The organism is Microbacterium sp. bgisy207 (assembly GCF_057706855.1).
Genome location: NZ_JBYIPB010000004.1, coordinates 205,495 through 222,050 on the forward strand (window position 1 = coordinate 205,495; position 16,556 = coordinate 222,050).

Annotated in this window: 15 protein-coding genes and 1 tRNA gene; 5 read left to right on the forward strand and 11 right to left on the reverse strand. The window is 68.5% G+C overall.

Annotated features, from left to right (window positions below; genetic code table 11):
- Window positions 1–109 precede the first annotated feature (109 nt).
- Genes AC3ENO_RS05500 through AC3ENO_RS05510 form a run of 3 tightly spaced genes read left to right on the forward strand, consistent with a single transcriptional unit; the run spans window position 110 to window position 1,655 of the window.
- Complete coding sequence (locus AC3ENO_RS05500) at window positions 110–841, forward strand: class E sortase (protein ID WP_434969596.1); 732 nt, start codon at window positions 110–112, stop codon at window positions 839–841.
- Window positions 841–996, forward strand: coding sequence for a hypothetical protein (locus AC3ENO_RS05505; protein ID WP_434969597.1), 156 nt, complete (start codon window positions 841–843; stop codon window positions 994–996). The genes AC3ENO_RS05500 and AC3ENO_RS05505 overlap by 1 nt, the downstream gene beginning before the upstream one ends.
- A complete protein-coding gene (locus tag AC3ENO_RS05510; protein ID WP_434969598.1) occupies window positions 993–1,655 on the forward strand; it encodes an anthranilate synthase component II in 663 nt (220 codons plus the stop codon). Before AC3ENO_RS05505 ends, AC3ENO_RS05510 begins: the two co-directional genes overlap by 4 nt.
- 14 nt (window positions 1,656–1,669) lie before the next feature.
- On the opposite strand, the gene pknB is transcribed toward AC3ENO_RS05510, so the two are convergent.
- The 7 genes from pknB to AC3ENO_RS05545 are packed head-to-tail and all read right to left on the reverse strand — an operon-like array spanning window position 1,670 to window position 10,508.
- Window positions 1,670–3,370: a Stk1 family PASTA domain-containing Ser/Thr kinase gene (gene pknB / locus AC3ENO_RS05515; RefSeq protein WP_434969599.1), complete on the reverse strand. Its 1,701-nt coding sequence runs from the start codon at window positions 3,368–3,370 to the stop codon at window positions 1,670–1,672.
- A gap of 60 nt (window positions 3,371–3,430) precedes the next feature.
- On the reverse strand, window positions 3,431–5,134 hold the full coding sequence (locus tag AC3ENO_RS05520) for a serine/threonine-protein kinase (RefSeq protein WP_434969600.1): 1,704 nt from the start codon (window positions 5,132–5,134) through the stop codon (window positions 3,431–3,433).
- Window positions 5,131–6,585, reverse strand: coding sequence for a penicillin-binding transpeptidase domain-containing protein (locus tag AC3ENO_RS05525; RefSeq protein ID WP_434969601.1), 1,455 nt, complete (start codon window positions 6,583–6,585; stop codon window positions 5,131–5,133). The genes AC3ENO_RS05520 and AC3ENO_RS05525 overlap by 4 nt, the downstream gene beginning before the upstream one ends.
- Window positions 6,586–6,601: 16 nt before the next feature.
- Window positions 6,602–8,008, reverse strand: a complete 1,407-nt coding sequence (locus AC3ENO_RS05530) for an FtsW/RodA/SpoVE family cell cycle protein (protein WP_434969602.1) — start codon at window positions 8,006–8,008, stop codon at window positions 6,602–6,604.
- A complete protein-coding gene (locus AC3ENO_RS05535) occupies window positions 8,001–9,242 on the reverse strand; it encodes a PP2C family protein-serine/threonine phosphatase (RefSeq protein WP_434969603.1) in 1,242 nt (413 codons plus the stop codon). The genes AC3ENO_RS05530 and AC3ENO_RS05535 overlap by 8 nt, the downstream gene beginning before the upstream one ends.
- Window positions 9,243–9,255: 13 nt before the next feature.
- A complete protein-coding gene (locus tag AC3ENO_RS05540; RefSeq protein ID WP_434969604.1) occupies window positions 9,256–9,774 on the reverse strand; it encodes an FHA domain-containing protein FhaB/FipA in 519 nt (172 codons plus the stop codon).
- Window positions 9,771–10,508, reverse strand: a complete 738-nt coding sequence (locus AC3ENO_RS05545) for an FHA domain-containing protein (protein ID WP_434969605.1) — start codon at window positions 10,506–10,508, stop codon at window positions 9,771–9,773. The genes AC3ENO_RS05540 and AC3ENO_RS05545 overlap by 4 nt, the downstream gene beginning before the upstream one ends.
- Window positions 10,509–10,660: 152 nt before the next feature.
- Here AC3ENO_RS05545 and AC3ENO_RS05550 point away from each other — a divergent pair.
- Window positions 10,661–10,744: transfer RNA gene (locus tag AC3ENO_RS05550), tRNA-Leu, on the forward strand.
- A 56-nt stretch (window positions 10,745–10,800) separates the two neighbouring features.
- The gene (locus tag AC3ENO_RS05555; RefSeq protein WP_434969606.1) at window positions 10,801–11,373 is read left to right on the forward strand and encodes a hypothetical protein; all 573 of its coding nucleotides are present in this window, start codon (window positions 10,801–10,803) and stop codon (window positions 11,371–11,373) included.
- 163 nt (window positions 11,374–11,536) lie between these two features.
- Here the strand turns inward: AC3ENO_RS05555 and AC3ENO_RS05560 are convergent, their stop codons facing one another.
- From AC3ENO_RS05560 to AC3ENO_RS05575, 4 genes are all read right to left on the reverse strand, one after another.
- Window positions 11,537–13,621: a bifunctional lysylphosphatidylglycerol flippase/synthetase MprF gene (locus AC3ENO_RS05560; protein ID WP_434969607.1), complete on the reverse strand. Its 2,085-nt coding sequence runs from the start codon at window positions 13,619–13,621 to the stop codon at window positions 11,537–11,539.
- Between the two features lie 23 nt (window positions 13,622–13,644).
- Window positions 13,645–14,316: an HAD hydrolase-like protein gene (locus tag AC3ENO_RS05565; RefSeq protein WP_434969608.1), complete on the reverse strand. Its 672-nt coding sequence runs from the start codon at window positions 14,314–14,316 to the stop codon at window positions 13,645–13,647.
- 40 nt (window positions 14,317–14,356) lie between these two features.
- A complete protein-coding gene (nucS, locus tag AC3ENO_RS05570) occupies window positions 14,357–15,052 on the reverse strand; it encodes an endonuclease NucS (protein ID WP_434969610.1) in 696 nt (231 codons plus the stop codon).
- A gap of 208 nt (window positions 15,053–15,260) precedes the next feature.
- On the reverse strand, window positions 15,261–16,523 hold the full coding sequence (locus tag AC3ENO_RS05575) for an MFS transporter (protein ID WP_434969611.1): 1,263 nt from the start codon (window positions 16,521–16,523) through the stop codon (window positions 15,261–15,263).
- Window positions 16,524–16,556 lie beyond the last annotated feature (33 nt).

Below are 16,556 nucleotides of genomic sequence, written 5' to 3' on the forward strand. Positions count from 1 at the left end.
CCTCGACCATCATCACGACGCAGAGACGAGGGGAAAGCCTGTGAGCGACGCGGAGCAGACGCCGCACCCGACGCGACGGTCGCGTCGGACGCGGCGATCGCGTCGCCGGGTGAGCGTGCTCGGCATCATCGGTGAGCTGCTCATCACCGTCGGAGTGATCGCGTTCCTCTACGTGGGGTGGCAGCTGTGGCTTGGAGACGTGATCCAGGCTGCGCAGAAGGATGCCGCCGGCAGTGAGCTCTCCGAGCAGTGGGCTGATGCGTTCGAGACCGCGCCACCCGCGCCCGAGACGTCTGAGTCGCCTGATCCGACGGCGTCGGCCGACGCCGCCGCAGCGGTGCCGGTTCTGGCGCAGCCGGGCGATGCGGAGGAGTTCGCCGTGCTACGCGTTCCCCGCTGGGGTGCGGACTACAGCAAACCCATCGCGGGAGGCGTATCACGATCGCGCACCCTCGATCCGATCGGTGTCGGCCATTATCCGAACACCCAGATGCCCGGCGAGATCGGCAACTTCGCCGTCGCGGGCCACCGGACGACCTACGGAAAGCCTTTCGCCGACATCGAGACGCTGCGCATCGGTGATGCCATCGTCGTCGAGACACCGGGCGGGTGGTACACCTACCGGTTCCGCACGCTGGAGTACGTCCGTCCCACGGAGACGACGGTTCTGGCGCCGGTGCCGCAACTGGATGTCGCCGCAGGCGACGCCTACATCACGATGACCAGCTGCAGCCCGCGATGGAGCATGGCCGAGCGGATCGTCGCGTACGGTGTGTTCGAGTCCTTCACGCCCCGCACGGACGGGCCGCCCGCATCCCTCACGGAAGGAACGACAGCCTGATGTATGCCGCCCTGTGGCGCGTGTTGCCGGGACCGTGGTGGGTCAGGGTAGCGATCTTGACCGTGATGGCCGCCGCGGTGCTGTATGGCCTCGTCTTCTACGTCTTCCCCTGGATCAGCGAGCTGACCACCCCGCAGGACGCGACTGTCGGGTGACAGAGCGAGATCCCCTGGTCGACCGCATCCTGGTGGTCGACAATCACGACAGTTTCGTCCACACGCTCGTGGGATACCTGCACGAGCTGGGAGCGGACACCGAGATGGTCGAGGCCGATCAGATCGACCCGGATGCCGTGCCGCAGCTGGTCGGCAGCTATCGCGGCATCCTCGTCTCGCCGGGGCCGGGCCGCCCCGCCGACACGACCGCTTCGCAGGTGGTCGTGCGCGAAGCGGTGTACCGTCGCGTTCCCCTGCTGGGGGTCTGCCTCGGGCACCAGGTCATCGCGGAGGCGCTGGGTGCGCGAGTGACGGTCGCGCCGGAGCTCTATCACGGGGTCACGTCGCCGGTCGTGCACGACGGGTCGATGCTCTTTGCCGGGATCCCCGCGCCGTTCATCGCCAACCGGTATCACTCGCTCTCGGTGGAACCCGAGACTCTCCCGGACACGCTGGTGGTCACCGCACGCACCGACAGCGGCATCGTGATGGGTATCGCCCACCGGGAAGCTCCACTGTGGGGCGTTCAGTTCCATCCCGAGAGCGTGCTCACCGAGGGCGGCTACCGCCTCCTCGCGAACTGGCTGGAGCGGGTCGGGGTCCCCGGCGCCGTCGAGCGCTCTCACGCCCTCCGGCCCCACCTCGACACCGGCGCCTGAGGCGAACCTGAGGCTCAGCCCGAGCAGTACGTCAGCGTGATGGTCGAACGGACGGGCACTTCACCCGGGGCGAGGGACTGCGCGATGACGATCGGCGGATTCGTCGCCGGGCACGACGAGTCCTCCTGCGTTTCCACCGTCAGCTGGGTATCGGGAGCTTCGAGTTCTCGCGTCGCCGCCTCGACCGTGTAGCCGGTCACATCGTTGATCAGGACCCGTCCCGTGGCCACGACGAGGTCAACGGCGCTGCCGACCGCGACGTCTTCACCGGATGCGGGGTCTGCCGCGATGACGGTGCCAGCCGCAAGGCTCGGGTCGTTGCGCGAGGTGACCGTACCCACTTGGAGACCGGCTTGTGCGAGGGCCTGCGTCGCCGCCTCCTGGGTGAGACCCGCGAGAGTCGGCACGGTCGACAATTCTTGGCCGGTCGACACGTATACGGTGATCTCCTGGTTCACCGATACCGAGACATCCGTCTCAGGGTCGGTGCGGATGACGTTGCCTTCGGCGACCTCGGTGCTGGCCTCTTCCGCGCGGACCGGGACCAGGTCCTGCGCGAGGAGCTCCTCGGCGGCGCGTTCGTAGGTCATGCCGGTGACATCGGGGACGATGCGGGAGTTGCTGGGGACGGTGTCGCTGCCGCGCGGGATCGTCAGCACCCAGAAGAGCACCGAGATGAGCAGCACCGCCAGGATCGCGACGCCCGCCCACACCCACGCGACGGGAGGGCCCGACTGTGTGCGGCGCATCGTCGTGTCGGTCGACAGCTGTCGAAGCGACCGCGCGGTCTCGGCGGCCTGCCGCGGGTTGGGGCCATACAGTTCGCTCGTGAGTGTGCCCAGCTGCCGCCGCGAGGGCGCCTTTCCGGTCAACGCATGCGTCAGCGCTGCACGGAACGACGCGGCGTCCTGGTAGCGCTGGAACGGATCCTTCGCCAGCGCGCGGAGCACGACGGCATCGAGGGCCCGCGGGATCTCCTCGTTGATCTCCGACGGAGTGAGCGGGGTTTCGCTGACGTGCTGGTAGGCGACCGCCACCGGCGACTCGCCCCGGAACGGGGCACGCCCGGTCAGCATCTCGTACAGCACCACCCCGGTGGAGTAGAGGTCGGCACGGGCGTCGACGGGTTCGCCCTTGGCCTGCTCGGGGGAGAAGTAGGCGGCGGTGCCGAGGATCGCGGTTGTCTCGGCGACCGTCGACGACGAGTCGGAGACGGCGCGGGCGATGCCGAAGTCCATGACCTTGATCTGGTCGTTCTCGGTGACCATGACATTGCCGGGCTTGATGTCGCGGTGGACGACGCCCGCGCGGTGCGAGTACTCGAGCGCCTCCAGGATGCCGTCGGCGTACGCAACCGCACGCTCGGCATCCAGAGGGCCGCTCTCGATCAGCTCCTTCAGCAGCCGTCCCTTGACGAGCTCCATGACGATGTACGGCACGGGCTGCGTGGTGCCGTCGGGAAGAGTCTCGGCCTCCTCACCGGCGTCGAAGACCCGCACGATGGTCGGATGCGACATCCGTGACGCCGCCTGAGCCTCCAGGCGGAAGCGGGTGCGGAAGCCGGCGTCCCGCGCCAGCTCGGGTTCGAGGATCTTGATGGCGACCTCGCGACCGAGCGTCAGATCGTAGCCGCGGTAGACCGCGGCCATGCCTCCGCGGCCGATCGGTTCATCGATCCGGTAGCGCCCCGAGAGCACGCGAGAATCGCCGGTCACACTGCCCTCCCTGACTGAGCCAGTCTTCTCAGACTAGTCGAGTGCCGTCGCCGTCCCTTCTCAGGGAGTGGGCGACGGACTGCTCGCGGGCTGGATCTGAACCTGCATCTGCGGGGATGCGTCGGACCGCCGTTGCTCGGTTCCACTGCACAGGGCGGTGTACGAGGCTGTGAGTGTCTGCCCGGCGGCGTTCGCGATCAGGATCGCCTCGTCGCGGTCGTTCGGGGGGAAGTCCCGCTGCGAGGTGCCGTCGACGGTGAACACCGCGTTCTGGAGCGTCACGGTGTATCCGCTGAGGGTTCCCGTACCGGTCGGGCACGTGAAGCTGTCCCACGTGAGCGTGACGGTCGACCCGGCTTCGGCGGGAGCCCCGCCCTGGATCGCCGGCGGGTTGCTGGGCCCACCGATCGGGGTGACCTGTCCATAGCAGGAGACGGTGAGCGAAGTCGTCGGTTCGATGTTGCCCGTGGGGTTGACGCGCCATACGACGCCGACCTGCGAGTCATCCGGAGCCGGGGTGTCGGTGTTGGTCACGACCTCGAGCACTCCGGCGCTCTTGGCCGTCTGCACGGCCTGGTCGCATTGCATGCCGACCAGGTTCAGGGCGTCGATGTCGATGCGCGTCGCGCTCGGGGACGGCGTGGGCGTCGATGCGCTCGGGGACGGCGTCGCGGACGAGCTCGTGGGCGCCGGCGCCGGTTGCTGGTTCGCAAGCAGCGCCCAGATCGTGCCGCCCAGAACCAGGACGAGCAGGATGATCAGCGCAACCAGGGGCCACGTCCACGGGCTCCGCTTGCGCGGTGCCGCAGCCTCCTCGCCGGGCTCGGGCGCCGGCATGATCCGCGTCTCGGCGGCCGTCGCGGTCGACGTCAGCAATGCGGTCGCGTCGTCGGTGGCGACAGCGCCGGCCGCGATCGCGGGAATCGCTGCCGCGGCGGCGGCGACATCACCACGGCGAAGCGCGGTCGCGGCCCGGGCGACGGCAGCCGCTGTCGCGGGCCGGTCCTCGGGCTTCTTCGCGATCATCGCCATGACGAGGTTCTGTACGGGAACGGCCACGGTCGGCGGCAGCGGCGGGGGCTGCTCGTTGATCTGGGCCATCGCGATCGCGACCTGCGACTCGCCCGTGAACGGACGCTTCCCGGCAAGGCACTCGTAGGCGACGATGCCGAGCGAATAGATGTCGGTCGCGGGTGAGGCGGGGTGCCCGGACGCCTGCTCGGGTGACAGGTACTGCACCGTGCCCATGACCTGCCCGGTGGCCGTCAGGGGCACCTGGTCGGCGATGCGCGCGATCCCGAAGTCGGTGATCTTGACGCGACCGTCGGGGGTGATCAGGAGGTTTCCCGGCTTGATGTCGCGGTGGACGAGGCCTGCCGCGTGGGCCGCCTGCAGAGCCGCCGAGGTCTGCGCGATGATGTCGAGAGTCTTGTCCGTGGACAGCGAGCCGTCGCGCTCGAGAATCGTCGAGAGGGCTTCCCCGGGGACGAGTTCCATAACGAGGAAGGCGCTGCCGTTCTCCTCGCCGTAGTCGAAGACGCTCGCGATGCCCTCGTGGTTGACGAGGGCGGCATGGCGCGCCTCGGCGCGGAAGCGCTCGAGGAATCCGGGGTCGCCCATGTACTCGTCTTTGAGGATCTTGATCGCGACCGTCCGCCCGATGACGTGGTCGGTGGCTTCCCAGACCTCGCCCATGCCGCCGATCGCGATTCGCGAATCCAGCTCGTAACGGCCGCCGAAGGTCACACCCTGCGTCGGTCTCATCTGCTTAGCACCGCCTCCATGACCTTCTTCGCGATCGGGGACGCGATGAGGTCCCCGTATCCCGACTGACCCATTCCGCCACCGTTCTCCACGACCACAGCCACTGCCACCTCGGGATCCTCGGCGGGCGCGAACCCGGTGAACCAGAGGGTGTACGGCGCGTCGGGTCCGTTCTCCGCCGTACCCGTCTTACCGGCCACGTCGACGCCCTCTATTCTTGCATTCGAGGCGGCGCCGTTTTCGACATTCGCGACCATCATGGACACCATCTCCTCGTTCAGTTCGGGGCTCAACGCCTCGCCGAATACCGTGCTCTCGAACGTTTGCTGCACCGACAGGTCGGGGCCGATCACCTGATCGACCATCCGCGGGTTCATGACGACTCCGCCATTGGCGATTCCGGCCGAGACCATCGCCATCTGCAGGGGGGTCGCCGTCACTTGTCCCTGGCCGAAACCGGTCAGCGCGGTCTGCGGCGCGTCGAGCCCGCGCGGGTAGACCGAGGGGATGGACTCGAGCGGGATGCTGAACGACAGGTTGAAGCCGAACTTCTCGGCCTGCTGCCGGATCGCCTCGTCGCCCAGCTGCACCGCGAGCTGCGCCATCGGGATGTTGCAGCTGAGTCGGAGCGCATCAGCGATCGACACCGTCTCGCCGGGACCGCACGTGCCCCCGCTCGCGTTGCGGATCGTGTTGGATGACTGCGGCAGCTGCCAGATCGCGGGGTTGGGGATCTGCGACTCGGGCGTGTACTGGCCCGAGGCGAGCGCGGCGGCAACGACAACGACTTTGAACGTCGAGCCGGGAGGGTTGAGGTCCCCCGCAATGGCGCGGTTGTAGAGCGGGTTGGCAGGATCCGCGAGCAGTGCCGCATAGTCCGCCTCGACCTGCGCCGTGTCGTGCGAGACCAGCAGGTTCGTGTCGTAGCTCGGGCTCGTGACCATCGCGAGGACACGACCGGTGTCGGGCTCGATCGCGATCACGGCGCCCTCGAGATCTCCGAGCGCGTCATACGCGGCGCGCTGGACGGCGGCATCCAGCGACAGCACGACGTTCGACCCGCGCGGCGGCTGCCCCGTCAGAATTTGCTCGATGCGCGAGAGGAACTGGGAGCTCGCGGTGCCGCTGAGCTCGTCGTTCATCGCCCGTTCGATGCCCGTCGCCTCCCCGACGACGGGGATGACGCCGGTCACCGGGGCCCACATGTCGGGATCGACGTAAACCCGCTGCCAGCTGAAGACATCGTTCGACGGCACGGATGAGGCGATTGCCGACCCGCTCGCGATGATCGATCCTCGTTGTACCTCGTACGAGTCGTAGAGAGCCCGCGTGTTGCGGGGGTAGTCGGCCAGGTCAGCGGACTGGATGCCCTGGATCCAGGTCGTCGAGGCAAACAGTGTCAGGAACATCAGGAGCATCAGGATGCTCAGCCGGCGCAGCTCTTTGGTCATAGCGACATCACCGCCCTCATCCGATCACCGCGCGGGGACGGCTGCGTACGGCATCCGAGATGCGCAGCAGCAGCGCCACGATGAGCCAGTTGGCAACGAGCGACGAGCCACCCGCCGCGAGGAAGGGGGTCGTGAGCCCGGTCACGGGGATCACCCGCGTGACGCCGCCGACCATGATGAACACCTGCAGAGCGATCGTGAAGGCCAGTCCGGTCGCAAGGAGCTTCCCGAAGTCGTCCTGTCCGGCAACGCCGATGCGGATGCCGCGCGCGACGAACACCATGTACAGCAGCAGGATCGCGAAGACGCCGGCAAGACCGAGCTCCTCACCCAAGCTCGGCAGGATGTAGTCGCTCTGCGACAGCGGCGTGATGTAGGGCCGGCCCTGCCCGAGACCGGTGCCGATGAGGCCGCCGTGGGCGAGACCGTAGATCCCCTGTACGAGTTGGAAGCTGCCGCCGGTGGCTTCGATGCGTTCCGGGTTGAACGGGTCGAGCCAGTTCGCGAACCGTCCGCCGACGTAGGGCAGGATGCGTGAGGCGAAGAAGGCCCCGATGCCGGCAAGGACCAGACCGATCACGACCCAGGACGTCTTTCCCGTCGCGACGTAGAGCATCGCGACGAACATCCCGAACAGCAGCAGACCGGTGCCGAGGTCTCGCTGGAGCACGATGATGCCGAGCGAGATCAGCCACAGCACGAGGAGCGGGCCCAGTTCGCGCGCCCGCGGCCAGGTCATGCCGAGAAAGCGCGTGCCCACCGAACTCAGGCTTTCGCGCGTGCGCACGAGGTACCCGGCGAAGAAGATCGCCAGCGAGATCTTCGCGAGCTCTCCCGGCTGGAACGAGAAGATCCCCAGCGACACCCAGACGTCCGCGTTCGCGTCAGTTCCGAGGCCCGGGATGATCGGGAGCAGGAGCAGCGCGATTCCCGCGAACCCGAAGATGTAGGTGTAGCGGAACAACACGCGGTAGTTGCGCAGCGCGATCACCACCGCGAGGCATCCGAGGATGGCGATGCCCGCCCACGCGAGCTGGCGAACGGATGCCGCATCCCAGCCCTCGCTACCGATCACCAGGTCGATGCGGTAGATCATCGCGATCCCGAGCCCCGTGAGCAGGGTCGCGATCGGTACGACGAACGGGTCGGCATCCCGGGCCCAGACCCGAAGGGCGATGTTGACGGCGAGCACCGTCGTGAACAGACCTCCGAAGGCGATGAGGTAGCCGGGCGCGATCTGCCCCATCACCCCGAGCTGGACGAGCACGAGCGCGCCGAGGGAGAGCACGAAGGCGAACAGCAGAAGGCCGAGCTCGCGGTTGCGCTGGCGCTGCGGTGTCCGCAGTCGCTTCAATGCACGCACCACGGCGGTGTCGGCGGCGATCTCGGAAGCCGGTTCGCGCGTGAGGGCAGGGTCAGCCACCGGGCACCTCCGCTCGTGCTTCGATCCTGTCGACGATCGCTCGGGCATCCGCGAGGGAGCGCGCCGAGATCGTACGCTCGACGGTCGCGCGATCGAAGGACTGCAGGTCGGCCAGCAGGATGCCGGTGTCCTCGTAGGGCGTCGACAGCGAGATCGGTCCGATGCTCTGCTGGATGCCGCGGTAGATGACCACCGTCTCGTCGTCGGCTCCGACGAAGAATCTGGTCTGGGTCCACTGATAGGCGCCGAAGAGCGCGACCGCGATCATGGCCAGGACGAGCACGAAGCCCGCGATCCACGCGACTCGGCGGCGGCGGGAGCGGCGCCGGTCCTCTTCGATGAGTTCCTCGAGGAACTCGGCGGCCGGCTCGAAGTGCGTCGGCTCGTTGGCTGCCTGGCGGGCGGGGTGCAGCCAACTCGTGCGCGAGCTGCGCGCTGCCGGGACGTCGATACCTTCGGGGTTGGAGGCCGAGCCGACAACGGTGGGGGTGCCGGAGAAGACCGGATGCCGCCCGCCCACGTCGACCAGCACGATCGTGACGTTGTCAGGAGCCCCGGCGTCCAGTGCCAGCTTCAGCAGGGCATCCGCCGTGCGGGCGGGAGCCAGGTCCGCCCCGAGGGTCTTTGCCGTCTGCGTGTCGGGAACGACACCGCACAGACCGTCCGAGCACAGGAGCCAGCGGTCGCCGGGCTGGGTCGGCATGACGAACGTGTCGATCTCGGGGTTCGGTGACATGTCCCCGAGGACGCGCATCAACACGGAGCGCCGAGGGTGGTAGCGCGCCTCTTCGGGGGTGATGCGTCCCGAATCGACCAGACGCTGCACGAACGTGTGGTCTGTCGTGATCTGAGTGAGCGCACCGTCACGGTACAGGTACACCCGGGAGTCGCCGATGTGCGCGATCACGGCGTAGTCGTCGACCATCGCCAGGGCGCTCACGGTGGTGCCCATGCCCGCGAGCTCCGGCCGCGCCGCGACGGTGTCGATCAGCGCGGCGGCGGTGTCGGTGATCGCGTCGCCGAGGGCGCGCTCGGCTGCCGCGGGGGAGTCGAACGGGCGGTCGAGGTCGGACAGCTGCGCGATCGCGATACTCGAGGCGACGTCACCGCCGGCGTGGCCGCCCATCCCATCGGCGACGACGAACAGATTCGATCCCGCATATCCGGAATCCTGATTGTTCGAGCGCACCTTGCCGGTGTGCGAGAGTGCCGCGCTGGAGCCTTCGAAGACCATGACGTCGGGGCCGTTACTTCCGCAACTCGAAGGTCGTTGCGCCCACCTTGATGGGGGCGCCGACCTTCACTTCGACGGGCGTCGTCACTCTCGCCCCGTCATGCCAGGTGCCGTTGGTCGAATCCAGGTCCTGGAGCATCCATTGGTCGCCCCACAACAGGAGTCGTGCATGGTGGCTCGAGGTGTAGTCGTCGCGGATCACCAGACCCGACTCGCTGGACCGGCCGATTGTGAGCGGCTCGGTCCCCAGCGGCAGCTCGAGACCCGCCTTGGGGCCGCTCGTGATGACGATGCGCGAGACGGTCGCCGTCGTTGCGGCACCGCCGGTCGGGCCGGAGGGTGCCGGAGGCGCGGAGGGCGCAACGGGAGCCGTCTCGCGGGCCGCGGGTTTCACCGGCTCGGCCGGTTGCGGCATCCGTCGCACGCGCACGCCGAACACGTCGGCGCGCAGCGAGTAGACGACGGCGAACACGAAGAACCACAGCACCAGGAGGAACCCGATCTGCAGCAGCAGGAGTGTCAGTTCGCTCACGCGCGGCCGCCCCCGTCGAACATGTCGAAGGCGCGGGTGGCATCGGATGCGGCGGGCCGCGCGGGAGCCGATGCCTGGGCGACCACGCGGAAGACCATGTCGGTGCGGCCGATCGTGATCGTGGAATCCGGCGGCAGCGGCGACTCACTGACCTTGCGCCCGTTCAGCAGTGTGCCGTTGGTCGAACCGAGGTCCCGCACCATCGCGCGCTCGCCGTCCCAGAGAACCTCGACGTGACGGCGGCTCGTGCCGGCATCGGCCAGCGTGATGTCCGCGTCGCTGCCGCGGCCGATCACGGTGCGTGCCTTCACGAGCGGATGCCGCTGGCCGCCGATGTCCAGAACGCCGCGCCACGACACCGACCCCTGAGCGGTCGACGAGTCGACCTGCAGGGTTCCCGTCGACAGGGCCTCGTCGCGGCGGATCGTCACCGAGATGGGGCCGGCGAAGGTGTACCCCTGGGAGCGAGCGTGCTTCGCGACCAATTCGGCCAGCTCGTCGACGAGGGGCTGGCCGATCGCCTGCATCCGATCGTCGTCGGAGGGGGCGAGCCGCACCGCGAACGTATTGGGGGCGAGGATCCGGTCCCGGGCCACGACGGCGGCCTTCTTGTCGAGCTCGCTGCGCAGCGCGGAAGCGATCTCGACGGGCTGGATCCCGCTACGGAAGGTCTTCGCGAACGCGCCGTTCACGGCACGTTCGAGCCCCTTCTCGAAGCTGTCAAGTAGTCCCACGGATCTCCTCAGGCAGGCAGAGCGGTGCGTCCATGCTAGTTGGAGACCCTGAGCGGGCCATGGACGACCTGGCGGTGAAGCGGGATACCGGGTTCGACACGCCAATCCGCCGTGATATCCTCGGGAAGTTGATCCGCGGTCCGCCGCGGTTCGCGCGAGTGGCGGAATAGGCAGACGCGCTGGCTTCAGGTGCCAGTGCCCGAAAGGGCGTGGGGGTTCAACTCCCCCCTCGCGCACAGGAGAGAAGGTCCCGAGAGGGGCCTTCTTTTCGTCCCACCCGACTAGAGGCTCCATGAGACCAACGCCTGCCGCGGCCCTGGCCGCTCTTGCGATCGTGGGGGTCGCGCTCACCGGCTGCGTCGCCGACCCGGTGCCCGACCCGAGCCCGACGCCCACGACCAGCGAGAGTGCGGAGGCGGCGCCGGGAACCCGCGCCAACCCGCTCGCGGTCGGCCAGACGGTGCCCCTCGCGGACGGATCGGCGTGGTCGGTCGGCGCGGCAGCGGCGACCGAGCGCGGCGAGGGCTACGTCGTGCTGCCTCTGCGCATCCTCATCGACTGGGAGGCGATCCGCGCGCAACTCGCCGCTGCCGGAGAAGACCCCGCGGACGCCGATACCCTGGGCATCGATCCGTGGGCCTCGCTCATCGTTCGCTACATCGGCGCCAGCGGACGCAGCTACGAACTCTTCGAGAGCGCCGCGGCTGACGTGCCGAATCAGTTGTGGGCAGTCGGGACGGTGTACCCACCGGCGGAGGATCTGTCGGCGAACGTTGCAGTCAGCGTTCCCGCCGAGGACGTCGACGGCGGGGTGTGGACCGTGCTGAACACGGGCGGCGACGCGGTCTTCCTCGCGACATCCTGATCGGGCCGTCGATCCGAGCGGATGCAGTACCCCTGCGCCGCGGGTGTCGATAGAGTGTGGCTCGTCGCGCTTCCGGCGCGATCTATCCGGGGGGATCCGTCGACGCCCGGGTCTGGAGCTTGCTCGGCCCGGGTGTTCGATGGTCGGTGCTCGAGGGTCGGGGTCAGCGGCCGCCGCGCAGCAGTTCCCGACCCGAGCCGGCCAGCTGACGCAGCGACGCGTCGGGCAGGAATGCCCGCGTGAGCGCCATCCCGATCCCCGGTAGATCTGCCTCGTCCCGGTACAGCAGGTACAGCGACTCGTACCGCGGATGGAACTTCTCCTTGAAGCGGTGCAACGACCGGAACCCGTAGACCGGCTCCAGCATCTCGGCGAGCTTGTCGGTGATCTCCGCGATCATCCCCGCGTCAGGCGGGTAGTCGTGGGTCAACGGCGCACCCGAGAGGGACAGCATCCGCGCTCCCTCGTCGGCGAAGAACCGTGCCGATGAGCCGATCAGGAACTCCATCACCGGGCCGAAGCCGCCCTCGCGGCGACGCATCAGATCCAGGGTCCAGCCCTCGACGCGACCCTCACCGTACACCGGCAGCCACGACAGGAATCCGTCGACGTCGCCGCTCGGCGAGATCGCGAGGGCGAGCCGCACTTCGGGGTCGCGCGCCTCGTTCAAGGTCCCGAGGGTGAAGCCCATCTCGGGCAGCCCCTTGTCGCCGACCCACATGTCCGAGATCGCGCGCAACTGCTGCTGGATGCCCCACGGCTCATCGGTCAGGCGCGTCATCCGGAACGTCATCTCTTCGCGCCCGGCCCGATTCAGGGACGTCCGCACCGCGGCCCAGCGCTTGCCGGTGAACTCCAGGCCTTCGAGATCCACGATGGTGTCATCGGCGACGATGAGGCTGCGCCATCCGTCGGGCATGACGGCACGGGTCGCCTCGTCCGCCGAGAAGAAGCAGGGGATCAGACCGGCGGTCTCGGCCATCGATACGAACTCGCGCACGGACTCGCCGCGGCTCTCGCGCGGCCCGAGCGGGTCGGCGAGGACCAGGGCGACGCCTGCGCGCCGCTGGTAGGCGACGATGCCCGAGCTCGTGCGCGCGTAGGAGTTGCCGTCCCACGTGGTCATCCACGACAGGGTGCCGCCGCCCGAGGTGTGCAGCATCTCCCGCACCTCGCCCACTGTCGGTGGGGGGCTCATGCCGAGTGTCGCGCGGCGGCGTCCGCGGAACGCACCGCGGACCCACGCGAGATAGACCAGCAGTGCCGCCCACAGCACCGCGGTTGCGACCGTGACCGACGGGTCGCCGTCCCAGACGATATCGCTCGCGGGGAACCCGAACGTGAGGACGACCACGAGGATGCCGAGCACGACGTTGATGCTCGCCAGGATGATCGCGATGACCCAGGCCCAGCGTCGCCCGCGCTGCAGCCCTCGAGCCACCAACAGCAGGATGCCGACGTCGATTGCGGTATCGATCCAGGACCCACCGCCCAGTTCGGTGCGACCGAACGGACCGTCGGTCGGAACGATCGACGTGAGGGTTTCGATCGCCGCCAATCCGAGGACTGCGACGAGCGCGACGAATCGTTGCTCCTGCACACTCACGCGGCGGATACGCAGGGGCCTGGCCACCACGAGAACGAGCAGGATCGCGAACGCGTGTTCGATGTCGGCGAGAGATCCCCAGTAGAGCAGCGCGACGGCGGCGCCACCGATCAGGACCAACCACGCGCGCGAGCGCCACGGAGAGGGGAGCAGGCTCGCCGCCGCGGCCAGGCACGCCATCGTTCCGCCGGAGGGACCGACGTCTAGAGCCAGGGCCTCGCGCTGCGCCCACGGCCACGGCGTGAAGGCGAGCAGCCACACCGCCAGCGCACTCGCGAAGATCGCGAACAGCTGCCCCACGGCGTAGTACGCGAGGGCAACCCGCGTGCCTCGACGCCACTCGAGGTACCCCATCCCGATGAAGCTGGCGATCGTGATGACGTAGACCCACGGATGGACGACGAAGAAGGTTCCGGTCAGGGGCGTCCACCACCGACCGTCGACGAAGGCGGGAAGGCCGTATGCCACGTCGACGAACAGCGGGTTTCCCTTGAAGGAGCGCCACAGTCCCTGCCAAAGGACGCCGACGGCGAGCAGGATGAGGACGAATGCGATGGTCGCCGGCATCCGTGTCAGCACCGAGCGGGCCGCGGCTCCAGGTCCGGAGAATTGGCGCCTCGCTGTCGCCGTGGTGTGGGTCATCGTCGCCCTCCTGCCCTGGCCACTCAGTCTGTCGGACTCAGCAACAATTCACGCAGCGACACGACATCGTCGACCGTCGCCTGCGCGCCCTCGGACTCGTGGGGCCAGCTGAATCCCCAGCGCACGAAGATCACCGGGACGTCATTGACCGCGCCGCCGTCGACATCGTGGTGGCGATCGCCGACGAGGACGGGGCGTGCCGTATCGACACCGGCGGCGCGCAGACGTCGGAGCGCTTCGGCGACGATGTCGGCTTTCGCGCTCAGGGTCCGTTCGTCGGGAGTGGCTCCTGTGATCACCCGAAGGTGCGGAGACAGTGCGAAATGGTCCATCAGGGCGATGACCTGGTTTTCGGGCTTCGAGCTCGCGGTCGCCTGCGGAACCCCGGCGGCGTCGAGGTCTGCGATGAGCTCGCCGATCCCGTTGAACAGGCGCGCGCCGCTGGTGTATCCCTCGGCCTTGCCGAGCGCGCGGTAGTAGGCCACGGCATCCGTCGACTGCTCAGGTGTCATGCCGAGGTTGACCTGGAACGACTCGAACATCGGTGGGCCGATCCAGTGGACGAGTTCCGCGCGGGTCGGAGCGGGGTAGCCGAAGTGCTCGAGCGTCGTCGTCAGTCGACGAAGGATGCCTTCGGACGCGTCGACGACGGTGCCGTCGACGTCCCACAGCACACAGGTCCAGGGTGATCGCATAGGTCCACGCTAGGGGAATCGGGCCGGGTGCCAGTCCCCGCTAGAAGAGGCGCGGCGCGCCGGACTCGATGCCCTTCATGCCCTCGTAGTCGAGGGTGACGCACCGGATGCCGCGATCGGTTGCCAGCACCCGTGCTTGCGGCTTGATCTCCTGGGCGGCGAAGACCCCTGATACCGGTGCCAGGTGCGGGTCGCGGCCCAGCAACTCCAGGTAACGGGTGAGCTGCTCGACGCCGTCGATGTCGCCGCGGCGCTTGACCTCGACGGCGATCGTGCCGCCCTCGGGATTGCGCAGCAGCAGGTCGACGGGGCCGATCGCGGTGGGGTACTCGCGTCGGACGAGGCTGAGCCCGTCGCCGATGACCTCCACCTGCTCGGCGAGGAGCCGCTGCAGGTCGGCCTCGACGCCGTCCTTGACCAGGCCGGGGTCCACGCCGAGGTCGTGGCTGGAGTCGTGAATGACCTCGTAGATGCGAACGAGCAGCGCGTCGCCGGTCTTGGCATGGGTCACCCGCCACTGCTCGATGACGCCGACGTCGGCGGCTTCGGCATCCGGGCTCTCCACGATGAGCGAGCACGGTGGACTCATCCAGTTCAACGGCTTGTATGACCCGCCATCCGAGTGGACGAGCAGCGATCCGTCTCCCTTGTGGACCAGCAGTCTCGTCGCCAGCGCGAGATGCGCGTTCAGCCGTCCGGTGTAGTCGACGGTGCAGCGGGCAATGACAAGACGCACCCGACCACGGTACTTGGTGATCGTCCCCGGATGCCTCGCACGGCCACCGAGATCTGCACAACAGCGGACCTGGGGGCACAGTCGGGGCGTGGCTGCGCGAATCCCCGTGATGGTGCGGAGGCCCGGAGGCCCGGGGTGTGTGGGCGCGAGGCCGCACAGTGACCGGCATCTGCACAACAACAGACGTCTGCGGGCGGGTGGGGCGTGGTTATGCGGATGTCTGCTGCGGCGTGGGTGAGGTGGGCGGGGTGGCGGCGGGCGTGACCAGCGGCTTGGCGGCGCCCGAGGCGAGGCCGGATGCGATGGTGAGCGCCACCAGGATGTAGAGGGTGTTGAGCACGCCGATGTGGACGCTCACGAACCCGAGGATCGGCGGCCCGCACAGGAAGGCGACGTAGCCGATCGTCGCGGCGGCACTCACGCGCGCGGCGGCTTTCGCGGGGTCGTCTGCTGCGGCCGACATCCCGAGCGGGAAGCCCAGGGAGGTGCCGGCGCCCCACAGCGCCGCCCCGACGAAGATGAGCGGCACGCTCGGCGCGAGGATGAACAGCAGCAACCCGGATGCCGCCAGCACCGACAGCACACGCAACGTCGCGACCCGGCCGAATCGATCCACGAGTGGGCCGCCGAAGACCCGCACGACCGTCATGCTCACCGAGAACACCGCCAACCCGATGGCGCCGAGCGCTTCGCTCGCGCCGTGGCCGTCGACCACGCCGAGCGCGAGCCAGTCGTTCGCCCCGCCCTCGGCGAAGGACATCCCCAGCATGATGACGCCGAGCGCGTAGGTGCGCGGCTCCTTCCACGCCGACAGGGCGACGTGGAGGCGCTCGCGCATAGCCGGTTTCGCGGTCGGTGCCGGATCGGCATCCGGGTCCATCGCGATCTCCCTGGCCGGCACGTTCGCCGTCGCCCAGAGGCCGGCCAGGGCAAGGAGTCCGGCGATGATCGCGGTGTGGACGAGGATGTTCATGTCCAGTGCGATCGCGAGCGCGCCGAGGCCGGCGCCGGCGACGGTTCCGAAGCTGAAGAAGGCGTGGAACAGAGGCAGGATCGTCTTGCCGATCGTCTTCTCGATCGCGGCGCCCTCGACGTTCATCATGACGTCGACCGACCCGTTGCCCAGGCCGAACAGCGCGAGCCCCGCGACGACGACCGCGTAGGAGTTCGCGAGATCGGCACCGATTCCCACGAGGACGACGCCGACCGAGAACGTGAGAACCGCGGCGAGCATGCCGCGCCGAGCGCCGAACCGGGCAAGCACGACGGATGCCAGCGACAGGCCGATGATGGATGCCAGCCCCGCGCCCAGGAGCATGAAGCCGATCTGGATGTTGTCGATACCCAGGGTCGATTTGATCGCGGGTACGCGGGCGGCCCAGGTCGCCACGCTCAGGCCGCTGAGGAAGAAGACCGTGAAGATGGCCGTGCGCCAACGGACGATCTGCGCGCGAGAGAGGGTGGTATCCACCGAACAAGGGTATCGAAACGATTCGATTCTCAC